Here is a 14,851-nt window from a genome sequence, read left to right on the forward strand (position 1 = left end):
TAGGTGGTGCTTCTGTGCACAAGGGCACAAAAATCAAGGACAAAGGGGATGTTTGCTCTACAACAAAAAATACGAAAGGCAGCTTTTGTAATTTCAATGCACCACTTTCACACACAGAAAAGCTGACATTTCAGCGTGCACTGCACCACATATGACCAAAAATAAAGAACATGAAATTATGACGTGCCAGCGCCGTCACTAATGACCCAAACTCCAGATCAGGCAAATGAGTAATATCAAGGATATCCCCTGCCAAACCATCAAGGGATTACGGCTTAGCAATGGCTGGAAATTGTCCTTGCTATACACCGGGTTAGGAAACTGAAGGTCGTGAACAAACTCAGAAATGTCGTTATAGCGAAGTTCCGGACTAATGCTCAATGCACGGCAAAGGGCAGCGTCTAACCATAGTGGCACGTGAGGGTTGTAATGGCTTGCCGCAATATATTCAAGACGCGTAAACGCAGCAGTTGTTGCGCAATTCTCCAAACGACCTTGATAAGGCTTATGCGCCGTGAGCATTTCAAACACAATGGCGGCCAGCGAAAATTGATCGGCCTTGGTGCTAGGGCGTCGCCCCAACACATGTTCCGGCGCCGAGTACTGCGCCGTTCCCAGCACCCTGTCGCGAGTAATTGGGACCGCAATTTCGGCTAAACCGGCAACATAGCAAGAGCCAAAATCGATTATTTTTACCTGGGCATTATCTCCTATCAAAATATTATCGGGTTTGACATCCTGATGAATTGTATCCCGGCGATGCATCGCCTGCAGGCCCTTAGCCGCAGGCAAAATAATATCTAACATTTGCTGTGTGGATGGCTGCGGATGCTCAGTCATCCACTGACCAAGGGTTTTCCCCGGCTCGAATGCCGACAAATAGTACAAGCAGCTTGGCGGCTGCGGCGGATCGATGACCTCGATGACGTATTCACTCTGAATACGCCGCCCCACCCAGCTCTCTAAAATAAAGCGCTCGATGTAGGCTGGGTCGTCATTAAAATTTGCCGATGGCGTTTTCATCGCGTAATGCCGATCAGCCGTGGCATCGTATACTTTGTATAGTTGACTGCGAGGGCTGGCGTGAATCTCGTCCTCAATAACCAAACCATCCACCACCATGCCCGCAGACAGCGGCGGGGGAAACGGCAAGGCGGTCAATTTTCGATAAACATCGCCCGCGTCTTCCAGCGGCAAGGCCTCAATTCGCAATAACTGACAGCTTAGATTATCGTCACTACCCGCAGCCAAGGCATCGTCGATCATTCGCTGGCAAGCCTGATCGAGATCATCGCCCGCATCACTAATAATGGCTTGCATACGGCTACTATTTAAAAAATCGTGAATACCATCAGTGCTCAATAGAAATATATCAGCCACGGCCACATCGGCCGCGCGATAGTCCACATCCAAGTTAATGTCCAAGCCCATGGCGCGGGTTAAATACGACTTCCCCCGACTGATGGGCATGGCGTGATCGCGCGTTAACAGCTCAAGACAGCCATCGCGCAATCGATAAATTCGGCTGTCGCCAACATGGAATAAATGTGCAGTTTGCGATTTAAAAACGGCAATACTCAGGGTCGACACATAGCCCTTTTCAGCCTGCAAATAATTTTGACCCTGACCATACAGCCAGCGGTTTAAGGCGTTTAGCACTTGCTGGGCGGAGCGCTTAACGGACCAAGAATCCGGCGTCGAAAAATAGTCGCTCAAAAAGCCGGTCACACAAGTTTCTGCAGCTTCTTTGCCAGCCTCGGCTGCCGATACGCCATCGGCAATAACTGCTACCGCGCCCTTGGTGGTCAACTGCTCATCCTTAGGAACACAAATCCCCAAGCTGTCTTCATTAACGGACTTTTGCCCAGCGCTGCTGCGCTGGGCAATGGCCAATTTCAAACCGCCATCAAAGTGCATTAAAGCGTCCCAAAGTGAATCATCACAGAGTTAGTTCTGAACAACCCTAGCACTTTAGCTTACTTCGATCAGCGCGACACTGCCGTCGTCATTCACTTCGGCGGTATGACCTTGGGGCTCTTCCATAAATTGCACGGCAACAAAGATCACCCCAGCGCAGGCAGCAATAACAAGGAAGAAGTTAGAAGCACTCACAAATGACAATACGGTTAAGAATATAACCGCGCCAACATTACCATAAGCGCCGGTCATGCCCGCAATCTGACCGGTCATGCTCCGCTTCACTAACGGTACGATCGCAAAAACAGCACCCTCACCAGCTTGAACAAAAAAAGAACAACACATGGTTGCAAGCACCGCAACCCAGATTGTCCAGGTCGAATCGATATTGCTCAACACCATATAGCCAACAGCCAGACCACAAATCAAAATAGACAAGGATTTACGACGCCCGAATTTATCAGACAAGTAACCGCCGCCGGGGCGCGCCACCAAATTCATAAAAGCGAAACCTGAGGCCAACATGCCTGCCGCTACCGCACTCAACTCAAAGGTTTCCATAAAGAACAAGGGCAACATTGACACTACCGCCAACTCTGAACCAAAGGTCACAAAGTAAGCTACGTTCAAAATAGCAACCTGTTTAAACTTGTACTGCTGCATTTCCGGAATAGGAATATTGTTCAGCACATCACTATTAACGCGTAGTATTTGACTGATTTGCACAACAAACAAAACCACTAATACCACATACAAGGCTATTGAAGCCGCGTCATTTAGCAAACCTAAATTCGCTGGCGACAATTTCCAGGTTAAGGTGGCCAGCGCCAAATACATCGGCACGCACATAATAATGTAGAAGATCAGATCACGTTTATTGCTAACAACCAAGCCACCGGATTTTTTAGGTTTAAAGTAGGTAGAGCCCTTGGGGGTGTTGCGTGCGCGCCAATAAAAGAACACACCGTAAATAGAGGCAACCACCCCTGTTGAAGCAATGGCGTAACGCCAGCCGTCTGGGCCACCAAAATACAGTGCCAATGTTGGCAGTGCCATCGCGGCAGCTGCCGAACCAAAATTGCCCCAGCCACCGTACACACCTTCAGCTAATCCTACCTGACGGGCCGGAAACCATTCACCCACCAAACGAATGCCAATGACAAAACCAGCACCGATAAAGCCCATTAAAAATCGCAATAGGGCAATCGCTTCATAGCTATTGGCAAACGCAAAGGCCAAGCAGACCATACCGCCGGTCACCAATAGCGCGCTGTACACTATTCGTGGGCCAAAACGGTCCACTAACATGCCAACCACCACCCGAGCCGGAATAGTTAACGCCACGTTCAATATCATTAACGCTTTAACCTGTTGATTAGTGAGGTCAAAGGCTTCTTTAATTGAAGACAGCATCGGCGCAAAGTTAAACCACACAACAAAGCTGAGGAAAAACGCAAACCAACTGAGGTGAAGTAATCGAATTTTTTCTTGCTTGAGATCAAGCACGTTTAAGGTCGAGGAAGACATTAACAGCTCCGTTATGGCCATTTAAAAGTATTACTCCTGAAGAGCAAGGCCTGTGCCAAACGTGCGCACGAACTTTGGGCGAAATCACTAAGACATTGTTTACAAAGGTTTAATTTTTATTTCGCGACGGCGATTAGTCTACATTGCATTATTTTGGAGCACACAACGATTAGGCTAAGTCGCACAATAACGCACCAAAATAGGCCTTAACGCCCCAGCAAATTCCTCGACCAGCCTAACAAGACCGCTAAATTCGCCCCACAAAAGGGCGAAATTGAAACATACCTATTTAAAATCAATGACTTAATGCATGACCAAAACTGTGGCACAGCTTTTGCTTTTCCTTATGCAATATCCATTAGCAGCACCGGCCGCCCACGCTAGCCATCGCCCAAAGTATTGAAGGAAGTAACCATGACTGACAAACAACGCCTGCTCATCATTGGTAACGGCCCAGTAGGCCACCAATTTATTGAATCGATAATTGAAAGCGGCCAAGGCGGACAATTCGATATCACGGTTATTGGTGAAGAGCCACGCCCAGCGTATGACCGCGTACACCTAACCGCGTGGTTTGAAACCCGCGAGGCCGCGTCGCTAAATATGGTCAAGGACGGCTTTTACAGCGACAACAACATTACCGCACTGACCCACGAGAAAGTCATTGCCATAGACCGTGCAGCGCAGACGGTCAGCACTGACAAGGGCGAACAATACGCCTACGACAAATTGATTTTAGCCACTGGCTCCTTTCCCTTTGTGCCACCGGTACCTGGCCACGACCGCAAGAACTGCTTTGTTTATCGCACTATAGAAGATTTAGAAGCCATCACCGCCGCTGCCGCGAATGCCAAAGTTGGCGCGGTGGTGGGCGGCGGCTTACTTGGTTTAGAAGCCGCCAAGGCCATTATGGACTTGGGCCTCAAAACCCATGTCATCGAATTTGCTCCTCGCCTTATGGCGGTGCAGGTTGACGAAGGTGGCGGCGCATTGTTACGCCGTAAAATCGAAGACCTGGGCGTATCGGTCCACACCCAAAAGAACACCCAGCAAATCGTTGATGGCGAGGATTGCGTTCACAAATTGCAATTTGCCGACGGCGCAGAACTTGAGACTGATATATTAGTTTTCTCGGCAGGTATCCGCCCCCAAGATGCATTAGCGAGACAGTGCGAACTGGCGGTTGGAGAACGCGGCGGCATCGTCATTGACAATGCCTGCCTCACCTCAGACCCTGCAATTTACGCAATTGGCGAGTGTGCTTTATGGGGCGGTCGCATCTACGGATTAATTGCACCGGGCTGGGATATGGCCAGAGTTGCCGCCGACCATGTGCTCGGCGGAATCGAAAAAAAGGCCTTCACTGGCGCCGACATGAGCACCAAACTCAAGCTAATGGGGGTTGATGTTGCCTCTATTGGCGACGCTCACGCCAGCACCCCCGGCGCCAAGTGCTACACCTTTATCGACGAAAAAGCCGAAGTCTATAAAAAAATAGTGGTGAGCAGTGACGGCCAGCATTTACTGGGCTCGGTACTGATTGGCGAAGCGAACGACTATGGCACCCTACTCCAGTTTGCCCTGAACAAAATCACCCTGCCCGTGCAACCCGAAAGTATGATTCTGCCCACTTTAGACGGCAGCGCTGGAGTTGGTTTAGGGGTTGATGCGCTGCCAGATGTCGCCCAAATTTGCTCCTGTAATAACGTGAGCAAAGGTGATTTATGCGCAGCGGTTCAAGGCGGCGCAATGACCGTGGGCGATCTTAAAGCCTGCACCAAGGCAGCCACCACCTGTGGCGGCTGTACCGCGCTGGTTGGCCAGGTATTGAACGCCGAGCTAACCAAAATGGGCGTTGAGGTGAACACCGACCTCTGCGAGCATTTTCCCTACACCCGTCAGGAGATTTTCCACCTCGTTAAAGTCGGCCAAATTAAATCTTTTGATGAACTACTGGAAAAGCACGGCAGCGGCCACGGCTGCGAAATTTGCAAGCCCACCGCCGCGTCGATCATGGCCTCGTGCTGGAACGACTATATTCTCGAACCCAAACTTGCCGGCCTTCAGGACACCAATGACCGCTATTTAGCAAATATGCAAAAAAATGGCACCTATTCAGTAGTACCTCGCATGGCGGGCGGCGAAGTCACCCCAGATGGTTTAATTGCCGTGGGCCAAGTGGCCAAAAAATATAATCTTTATACCAAGATCACCGGTGGCCAGCGCGTCGATTTATTTGGCGCCACCCTCGACCAGCTGCCCAAAATTTGGACGGAATTAATTGCCGCTGGCTTTGAGTCTGGTCACGCCTATGGCAAGTCACTACGCACCGTAAAGTCCTGCGTTGGTTCTACGTGGTGCCGCTACGGTGTGCAGGACAGTGTTGGCAAGGCTATTGATTTAGAAAATCGCTACAAAGGCCTGCGCTCACCACACAAACTCAAAATGGCGGTTTCCGGCTGTACTCGCGAATGCGCCGAGGCGCAGAGTAAAGATGTTGGCGTTATCGCCACGGAAAAAGGCTGGAATCTTTACCTTTGTGGTAATGGTGGCATGAAGCCACGTCACGCTGATTTGTTCGCATCAGACATCGACACCGACACAATGGTGAAATACATCGACCGCTTCCTGATGTTCTATGTGCGCACCGCTGACCGTCTGCAGCGCACTTCAGTGTGGATGGAAAACCTCGAAGGCGGACTAGACTACCTCCGCAAGGTGATTATTGAAGACTCCCTAGGCATTTGCGCCGAGCTTGAAGCAGAAATGGCGAACGTCGTTGACACCTACCAGTGCGAGTGGAAAACCACCGTTGAAAACCCAGAGAAAGTGAAGCAATTCCGCAGTTTTGTGAATGCCGACAAAACGGACAAAGAAATTGTCTTCGTTCAAGAGCGCGGCCAAATTCGCCCGGCCACCGACGCCGAAAAAATGACGAATGCAGACGACCTAATCGCCGTTGCCTAAACCATACCAAACGATTCATCGCGCTCAAGTCGCGGTAAATCAAACTGCTTTATAAGAGGAATACACCATGTCTTGGACCACCGTTTGCCGCCTTGACGACATACTCCCCAATGCCGGCGTCGCCGCGCTAATAGATGAAACGCAAGTTGCTATTTTTCGGGTAGAAGACAAAGTCTACGCTCTGGCCAACAAAGACCCCTTTAGCAAGGCTAATGTCCTGTCGCGGGGCATTGTTGGCAGTGTAAAGGGGACACTGGTCGTGGCGTCGCCCGTTTACAAGCAGCATTTCAGCCTTGAGGCTGGCAACTGCTTAGAAGATGAAACCGTATCCATTCCATGCTACCAAGTTCGCACCGAGGGTGAATTGGTGCAAGTTCAAGTTAATTGCTAAACCGCCACACGGCGAATTTAGCGATGCCACTTAGTCTCCCCCCCTCGTCGGTTGCTACCTTGGTAGTAGCCGACCTTTTTCGACCTTTGGTAATAAAGCCCCACACAGTTTATAATCGGCCCAGATTTCAACCCTAACCACAATCTTATATGGAAGCCCGTCATGAGCTACACGCAAATTCCGGCCGGTAAAGACCTGCCTAACGACATCTTCGTTGCCATTGAAATTCCTGCCAATAGCAGCCCCATCAAATACGAAATCGACAAAGACTACGATGCGCTGATGGTAGACCGCTTTATGGCCACGCCGATGTTCTACCCAGCGAACTATGGCTACATCCCCAACACCCTGTCAGAAGACGGCGACGCGCTGGATGTATTGGTTGTGACCCCATACCCAGTGGTACCCGGCTCAGTGATTCGCGCTCGTCCTATCGGCATCCTCAATATGAGCGACGAAGCGGGTAAAGACGCCAAACTATTAGCCGTACCCCACGACAAACTCTCGGTTCTCTACAAAGATGTTAAAGAGCCTTCAGATCTTCCCCCGTTGCTAATCCAGCAAATTGAGCATTTCTTTGAAAACTACAAAGATCTTGAGAAGGGCAAGTGGGTAAAAATTGACGGATGGGCGGGCAGTGAAGAAGCACGCGCTGAAGTAATGAAAGCAGCTGCAGCCTACAAAGGCTAAGTCTTGCTGCGGGGTCGCCCAAGGCCCCGCAAACCCTCCTTGTTAAAGCTCATTTGATTCAATAAAAAATCCGACCACGCCTTGCAATAGTGCAAGTCGACAACGCTTTACACCCGATTTTTTAGCAGGCAACTAAAATCCTAGGCAAAAAAAAGGACTCATAGAGCCCCTTTTTTGCGCACACGCACTATTTCATAAAAAACCATCAATCAGCCCACTTCTGGCATGGCTTTTAATAAGCGCTGGTATAACTTTGAATTTTTACGAATTGACTTGTGTTTAGAATAAGCTTCAACGGCTTTATGCCACGCATCATCACTGCCGTGGGCGTTGAGCGAAAAACTGGTACACACGGTTTTTTGCTCAAGCTTAGATGCCACGCCAACCTGAAAAATTGGTGTTAAATTTCCGCTTTTTTCGGTTTTGAGTAAATAGCTAATTCCCCGCACCGTGCCATCACTTTTAAAGCAGCGATCTTCTTTTGTTTCTTCAAGATAACGACGCTGCTCTGCTTCAAGAATCGCATCGCGCTCATTCGCTTGTTTCTCTACTTCATTTTTTAATTTGCCTTCCAGCCGCGCACCACCGTTCTTCAGCGAGAAATATTCCTGATACAGCTTCCCTGCTACCGTACGGCGCACCCGAAAGCCGTAAAACGCCTTATTATCTAATAGTTTAACGCTCACAAGCACCTCCCTTTATTTAGTTATGCGACATCTATATCTCACAATATAACAGATGTGACCTAATAATACTGAGCCAAAAATAAACGGTCATGCTAGGCGTCATCGTTAATATATTGGTCCATGTTCAATGCAGGTAAATCAACAGATAATACCCCTACCTGCTTTGCTGGCACACCGGCTACTGTAGCATGCGGCGCCACACTATTTAACACCACGCTACCCGCCGCAATTTTAGCGCCTTCACCAACAACAATATTTCCTAAAACTTTAGCACCAGCACTAATTAAAACGCCATCGCGAATATGTGGATGACGGGGTCCAGGGCCACTGCCACAGCCACCCAAGGTCACCGAATGCAACATAGAAACATTGTTACCAACCACGGCGGTTTCACCAATGACCAAGCCGGTAGCATGATCAACCATCACCCCACAGCCTATTACTGCGGCTGGATGAATATCGACATCAAAGACACTGGCGATTCGATTTTGCAAAAACAATGCCAGTGACTCGCGATTCTGCGTCCACAACCAGTGTGCAATTCGATACGCCTGAATTGCCTGAAAACCTTTGAAATATAAAAATGGCATGCCGTAGTGATCGCAGGCGGGGTCGCGATCATAGTGGGCGCGGATATCCATCGCTGCTGAGTTTACAATGCTAGGATCATTGACAAAAGCTTCACTGAACACATCGCGAATCAGCATTGCCGGAACAGAATCGCAACCCACTTTAGATGCAATATGAAAACTGAGGGCATCGGCAAAATTCGCGTGATTTAAAATACTGGCGTGATAAAAGCTCGCCAGCACCGGTTCGTTGCGACCGTAGTCCCGCGCTTCATTGGTCATGGCAAGCCACAAATCATTTACTGCTGCATTCATTACTCAAGCCTTATTTAAGCGCAACATAATTCACGGGATAGCAGGCCTTTGGCACCACCACATAACGTGAATAAAGCTTATTTAACTCCGCCAAAACACTTTCTCGCAAGTGTAAAGTTGGCACACTATTTAACACTTCACTTAGGAGCTTGGCGCTTACCAGTTCATCGCACTTTGCGGCTAAAGGCGCGTAACTTAAATGCCAACGCTCCGGCGCAATACCGCCTCGATCAACATCATAGGGCCGGAAAAAACCATGACCGTGACCATTGGCAAACTGCCGATCTAACCACTTGTGCATCGGCCCAAAAACACCGCCATCAGCAACCTCAGCGGGGGTTAATTGCACAGAATAATCGGCAGGAACCGCCGCCGCATCGTAAACATCGATATCGCTCCCCCAGTGATGTCGCGACGCACCTGGCAAAGCTGACCAACGCATAATGGCATTGATCAACTCTGACTCACTTAGCGTATGGATATCGAGTACTTGGCCCGCACTGTCTAATACTGGGCGCCGCCCCTCGGCTTTAGCATTCCATATGGCCAACTGACGCTCAAAACTGCGGTAACCGCTCACCAAGCGCAAATCAAACCCCGCATTTTTGGCGTCAGCACACAAGGCCGTTAACGGTGCGATAATAGCCCGATGCACAGGAACGCCATTAAATAGCTCATTGGCCGAATCATCACGCCCTAAAGCCAAATCGGCACTTACGGTTAGATCCATCATGGGTGCATACTATTCGCGCTGTTTAAGGTATTGAAGCTTCATGGCATCATACTACCGGCAAATGATCTGACTTGAAATTCTGGAGTAGGAATACGTGAACGAGTCCACTGGACATGAAAAGAAAATTGCCCTTGCCCTCGGCAGCGGTTCAGCCCGCGGGATGGCTCATATCGGCGTTATTCAGCGCCTCGAAGAGCTAGGCATTCGCCCAGACATCCTCTGTGGCACTTCTGTTGGCTCAATTATCGCCGCCTGCTACCTCACCGGAAAACTCGATCATTTTGAACACTGGATCCAATCCTTAAGTACAACCCAAGTACTCCACTATATGAGTGTTAGTCTCGGCGCCACCGGAGGCGTAGCCCATGCAACCCGGCTGATCGACTTTTTTGCCCGCGAGTACGGCAACCCGAATATCGAAGATTTAGACCAACCCTTTGCCGCCGTCGCCACCGACCTAGTGCGCGGCCGCGAGGTTTGGCTACAGCGCGGCCCGCTTTGGGACGCGGTACGCGCCTCTATGGCGATTCCCGGCATACTAACCCCGGTACCCTTCCGCAATTCTTGGCTCGTTGACGGCGGCCTTGTAAACCCTGTGCCGGTATCCGTGTGTCGCGCCTTAGGCGCCGACATCATTATCGGCGTCGACCTCAATAGCGACCTCGTTGGCCGTCAGAAGGTCATCAGCAATGCGAAAGCGGCCAGCGCGGAAGAAATCGCGGAAGAGGAGGAGTCGGAGGAGGAGCTGCCCGTTTTCGAGGACAGCGAAGGTGACGAGGTAGATGGTCAAGACCCCTTTCTTGGGGCCGCATTTAGCCGCTTTGCCGCCTCGGTGAAAGAAGCGGCCAGTAATTTCCGCGGCAGTGAGGAAGACAAAAAGCCAGAACCGCCCGGCACCATTGCGGTAATGATGAGCGCCATCAATATTATGCAAGATCGCATCACTCGTAGCCGACTCGCTGGCGAACCTGCCGATATCATGCTGTGGCCGCGCCTTGGGCATATCGGTTTAATGGAATTCAGCAGCGCCGCCGAAGCCATTCAGGAGGGCCGCGATGCCGTCGACCGTATGCTACCGGCCATTCGCCACGCCTTTAAAAGCGAAGGCGACGACCGCCTGATTGAGCCCAAGCTCTAAATTCCCGGCCCTACGCCTCCACCAGCCAAGGTCGCTAGCGTATTACAGCGCTCGCGACCAAAAACGAAACAAGCCACTTTATGCGCGCACTTTGCCACCTCAACGACATCCCCGACCCCGGTTCCAAGGGCTTTAAATCCGCAGAGCAAAGCCTATTTGCCGTTCGCCTGCACGGGCAGGTTTACGTCTACCGGAACAGCTGCCCGCACCTTGGCATTGAATTAAATTGGCAGGAGGATCAATTTTTAGATTACGACGACTCACTAATCCAATGCGCGACCCACGGCGCTTTATTCATTATTGAAAATGGCGAGTGCGTCGCTGGGCCGTGTATAGGCAAAAGCCTAGAAGCCGTCGACTTTCGCATTGACCAGGGCATGATAAGCATCTGCGAACCCGATTAAAGACACACCGGTAGCGATGCCCCTAATACCATCTGTTCAAGACTGATGTTTGCCTTATACGCCAAAACCTCCAAACCGGCGTCAACGGCCTCGCCTAAGGTACTCGCGTAGACAGGGTCAATATGACTTGCCGCCGTCACCCGCTGAATTCCCTCATGCAATACAGCAAACAGCAGCACCACCCGCGCTCCTTGTTGCCGCAGCTCCGCTAATTCCTCGATATGCTTACTCGCCCGTTTGCTCACTGCATCGGGAAAGGCGCCAAGGCCCTCGCCACAGTCCAAGGTCACCGACTTCACCTCAACATAACATTCAGGCAGGCCTTGGATAGGCGGCGCATAGAAGTCAATGCGGCTGCCCGAAGCCAACTTCCTCTCCCGCTGCCACCGAGCGTATCCAGCCAAGTCAGCGACGCGCCTAGCTAGCAGCCCCTCATGAACCAGACCATTAGCAAGCGCAGAATGAATACATACCGTCGCCCCAGCTTCGGTTTCAAGCAACTCCCAAGTCATACTGTATTTGCGTTTTAGATTGGCACTCCGCGACAGCCACACTCGGCTGCCCGGCTCGGCGCAGCCAGTCATGGCCCCGGTATTTGGGCAGTGCACCGTGATTTCTTCGCCGCTGTCTAAGACCACGTCAGCTAAAAAGCGCTTATAGCGCCGCAGTAAATAGCCGCCCTGTAACTCCCCATGCCATTGCACGCCTACCCTCCTAGCAATCTGTAAATAGTGTAAATCTGCTTGTTTAGCGCCCCGCGCAAGTCCCAGCAAGCCAGTTAAACATGGTATCGTAGATTTTCAGACATTTGCGTATGAGCTTTTAACCAACACCATGATGAAAAAAACGCTAATCGCCTTCGGCCTCCTGACTCTCATTATCCTCATCACCGTTGCCACCGTCTTAATTCAACCCCAACTACTGCGCGGCATCATCAGCAGTGGCGCGCAGCGTTTTGCCGGTTTAGAGGTTGAGATCAGCGATATACGTTCGCGGCTAAACCCTCTGCGCCTCGAAGTAGACGGTTTGGCGATTCGCAACCCCCACTGGCCACGGCCCGCGCTATTAAGTTTGGCGAACATCAGTATTAGCCTCAACGAAAACCCCTTTGGCAAGGAGCCATTTTGGACTCTTAACGCTGATTCACTGAATATTCGGCTAGAGCAAAATGAGGCGGGAGAATTCAATTGGATCAGCCCAGAACTACTCGCCAATAGCAACACCACCAGCCCAGAACCCGACGTCAGTACTGGGATGCCGACGCTACCCGGCGACTTCAACTTTAATCACATCAGCCTAAAGGACATCAACTTAGTATGGCGGGATAAAGCCGGTGTCGAGCGCAGCGTCCATCTTCCCAAGGTCAGCGGCGAACGCGTAGAAGCGGGCAACGGCGATTTTTATATTGGCCTGGATTACCAAAAACAGCACTTTGAACTTAAGACCGACATCACTTTATTCGACCCCAAGAGCGGTGTACTCGTTTACGCATTAGCACTCAAACACCAAGACCTCGATTTCAGCAGCGAAGGGAAATTGGTGCTCACACCCAATTTGGCTGGCAGCGCGATCAAGCTCAAACTCAATTTACGCAGTGTCGAAAATTTAGCCGCGCTCGCCAACACCGACGCGCCAGTGATACCTAAAATACGTCTGGCGAGTACCCTCACCATAAACCCAAACTACGAGTTCACCGACATTGTATTAAAACTCAATGACGACGAAATTCGCGGCGCGCTTACTGTTGATGCAGGCAGTTCGGCAGTGCGCGGCAAATTAAGCGCCAAATCCATTAATGTCGACAAGCTACTGCCAGCGCCCGAAGTAAGTTCAGTACCTGCCACAAACGCCGCCGAGCCAAGCGAAGAAGTAGCCATCGACTGGGCATGGCTAGACACCACCCAACTTGCCCTCAAACTCAATATTGGCAAGCTCACCGCGTCGGGCTGGCAACTGCAAGACATCAGCAGCGATATCACCATAAAAGAGAACATCAAGGTCATACTCGCCGCTGCAAGTATCACCGAGTTAATCAATGGTCGTGAAATTGCCCAATTTAAGGCCGATGTCGATTTAAAGCCGCTCGCTAAAATCACCGACGCCGCAGACCTCGCCATGAGTTTAAAGCTGAGCATGGCCGGACTTGAGACCAGCGCTGATGGCAAGCTCAACGTCAACGGCATAGCGGGCACCGAACTGCAACTGCAGGCCGACGCCCCGCAGAGCGCAACGCTCTGGAAACTCGCCCAACTGCCCTACCAAGAAGCGGGTGCGATAAGCGTAAATGCCAATATTCAAACCCAAGCAGATCGCTACTCCGCCAAAGGCAGCGCCAGCATGGGCGAGCAAAACACCGAACTCGATTTGCAGTTTACCCCCGCCGCCAAAGAACAGCTCGCTGAGCTCAGTGGCAGTATAAATTTGAAACGCATTGATCTCGCCTTTCTCAGTGCGCCAAGCACAACGACCAGCCCGGCTGCTGCCCCGCCCCCAAAAAAGGGCAGCAAGCTCATTAGCAAAGACCCCTTCGACTTGAGCGCACTGCAAGCAATGAATGCCAATGTAAGTATTGCGCTGGAAGACATCGACACTGGCTACGCGCTTATTCGCAAAGCCAATCTCAAACCCAGTCTGCAAGCTGGCGTTCTGCATTTAAAAAACACCACCATTAATTTCGCCGGTGGCGACGCCAAATTGCGGCTAAAACTCGACAGCTCCGAAAACCAAGCTCGTATGGACTTAAAACTCAGTATTGACGCTGACGACTACGGCAAACTTGGGCTGACCAAAGCCGCAGGCATCAATGGCGGTAACGGCGGCATTCGTTTAAACATTAATAGCCAGGGCGCCAGTCCCCATCTGTTAGCCGCCAATATGAACGGTAAATTAGACGTAAAAATCACCGATCTAGTCGCCGAAGGTAATGCCCTGAATTTGATCGGCTCCGACGTACTCAGTGAAACTATTGATAAGCTCAATCCGTTTTCGGAGAAAAAAACCAGTACAGAAATTGAGTGCATCGCCGTTCACTTTGACGGCAAGCGCGGTAAATTTATTAGTGACGACGGCATTGCCCTAGAGACCGCTCAAACCAAAATTATTGGCACCGGCAATGTCGACCTCGGCAAGGAACAGCTGCTCTTTGGGGTATCGCCCATCGCGCGCACCGGGGTCGGCATTAATGTCGGCGCCGCCGCGGGTTTGGTGCGGCTTGGCGGCACCTTTAGCAAGCCCAAAATAGTCGCCGACCCATCCGGGATGTTTACTTCTGGGCTGTCGACCGGCGCGGCAATCTACACCGGTGGCCTGTCTTTATTGGCGCAAGGTTTACTCAAACGCGCAATTTACGCCGGTAGCGCCTGTGACGGCGCCATTGATGAAATTCCGACGGTAGAAGAATTGCCAGAAGAGCTGTTAAAACCGCGCTTACCGGAGGCGATGCCGGACCCTGGCAGCACCGCCGTCGCCCCCACCACATCAGCAGCCCCGCAAAACTAAGGGCTGCCAGATAGTC

General features: G+C 51.0%; 12 protein-coding genes. 6 read left to right on the forward strand and 6 right to left on the reverse strand.

The window, feature by feature from the left end:
• Positions 1 to 198 precede the first annotated feature (198 nt).
• Together AZF00_RS15135 and AZF00_RS15140 are read right to left on the reverse strand one after the other, a co-directional pair.
• Complete coding sequence (locus AZF00_RS15135; RefSeq protein ID WP_062384139.1) at positions 199 to 1,917, reverse strand: bifunctional protein-serine/threonine kinase/phosphatase; 1,719 nt, start codon at positions 1,915 to 1,917, stop codon at positions 199 to 201.
• 54 nt (positions 1,918 to 1,971) lie between these two features.
• Positions 1,972 to 3,444, reverse strand: coding sequence for a NarK family nitrate/nitrite MFS transporter (locus tag AZF00_RS15140; protein ID WP_008251777.1), 1,473 nt, complete (start codon positions 3,442 to 3,444; stop codon positions 1,972 to 1,974).
• Between the two features lie 414 nt (positions 3,445 to 3,858).
• Between AZF00_RS15140 and nirB the strand changes: the two genes are divergently transcribed.
• The 3 genes from nirB to ppa all read left to right on the forward strand — a co-directional run bounded on the left by nirB (position 3,859) and on the right by ppa (position 7,492).
• Positions 3,859 to 6,411 (forward strand): nitrite reductase large subunit NirB, encoded by a 2,553-nt coding sequence (nirB, locus tag AZF00_RS15145; RefSeq protein WP_062384141.1) that lies wholly within the window; start codon positions 3,859 to 3,861, stop codon positions 6,409 to 6,411.
• Positions 6,412 to 6,478: 67 nt separating this feature from the next.
• Positions 6,479 to 6,802: a nitrite reductase small subunit NirD gene (nirD, locus tag AZF00_RS15150; RefSeq protein ID WP_062384144.1), complete on the forward strand. Its 324-nt coding sequence runs from the start codon at positions 6,479 to 6,481 to the stop codon at positions 6,800 to 6,802.
• Positions 6,803 to 6,964: 162 nt separating this feature from the next.
• Positions 6,965 to 7,492 (forward strand): inorganic diphosphatase, encoded by a 528-nt coding sequence (gene ppa / locus AZF00_RS15155; RefSeq protein WP_008251782.1) that lies wholly within the window; start codon positions 6,965 to 6,967, stop codon positions 7,490 to 7,492.
• Positions 7,493 to 7,701: 209 nt separating this feature from the next.
• Here ppa and AZF00_RS15160 read toward each other — a convergent pair whose 3' ends face one another.
• The 3 genes from AZF00_RS15160 to AZF00_RS15170 form a co-directional block, all read right to left on the reverse strand.
• Positions 7,702 to 8,178, reverse strand: a complete 477-nt coding sequence (locus AZF00_RS15160; RefSeq protein WP_008251784.1) for a hypothetical protein — start codon at positions 8,176 to 8,178, stop codon at positions 7,702 to 7,704.
• 92 nt (positions 8,179 to 8,270) lie between these two features.
• Positions 8,271 to 9,062: a serine O-acetyltransferase gene (gene cysE / locus AZF00_RS15165; protein WP_008251786.1), complete on the reverse strand. Its 792-nt coding sequence runs from the start codon at positions 9,060 to 9,062 to the stop codon at positions 8,271 to 8,273.
• A gap of 10 nt (positions 9,063 to 9,072) precedes the next feature.
• On the reverse strand, positions 9,073 to 9,795 hold the full coding sequence (locus AZF00_RS15170) for a M15 family metallopeptidase (protein WP_231856163.1): 723 nt from the start codon (positions 9,793 to 9,795) through the stop codon (positions 9,073 to 9,075).
• A gap of 94 nt (positions 9,796 to 9,889) precedes the next feature.
• Between AZF00_RS15170 and AZF00_RS15175 the strand changes: the two genes are divergently transcribed.
• Both AZF00_RS15175 and AZF00_RS15180 read left to right on the forward strand, forming a co-directional pair.
• A complete protein-coding gene (locus AZF00_RS15175) occupies positions 9,890 to 10,933 on the forward strand; it encodes a patatin-like phospholipase family protein (protein WP_062384149.1) in 1,044 nt (347 codons plus the stop codon).
• 80 nt (positions 10,934 to 11,013) lie between these two features.
• The gene (locus AZF00_RS15180) at positions 11,014 to 11,337 is read left to right on the forward strand and encodes a Rieske (2Fe-2S) protein (RefSeq protein WP_062384153.1); all 324 of its coding nucleotides are present in this window, start codon (positions 11,014 to 11,016) and stop codon (positions 11,335 to 11,337) included.
• On the opposite strand, the gene sfsA is transcribed toward AZF00_RS15180, so the two are convergent.
• On the reverse strand, positions 11,334 to 12,041 hold the full coding sequence (gene sfsA / locus AZF00_RS15185) for a DNA/RNA nuclease SfsA (RefSeq protein WP_062384156.1): 708 nt from the start codon (positions 12,039 to 12,041) through the stop codon (positions 11,334 to 11,336). The two genes, AZF00_RS15180 and sfsA, sit on opposite strands and share 4 nt — an antisense overlap.
• Before the next feature lie 130 nt (positions 12,042 to 12,171).
• On the opposite strand from sfsA, the gene AZF00_RS15190 reads away from it, so the two are divergent.
• Positions 12,172 to 14,835 carry an AsmA family protein gene (locus AZF00_RS15190; protein ID WP_062384159.1) on the forward strand — a complete coding sequence of 888 codons (2,664 nt, stop codon included), beginning with the start codon at positions 12,172 to 12,174 and terminating at the stop codon, positions 14,833 to 14,835.
• Positions 14,836 to 14,851 lie beyond the last annotated feature (16 nt).

The organism is Zhongshania aliphaticivorans (assembly GCF_001586255.1).
GTDB lineage: Bacteria > Pseudomonadota > Gammaproteobacteria > Pseudomonadales > Spongiibacteraceae > Spongiibacter > Spongiibacter aliphaticivorans.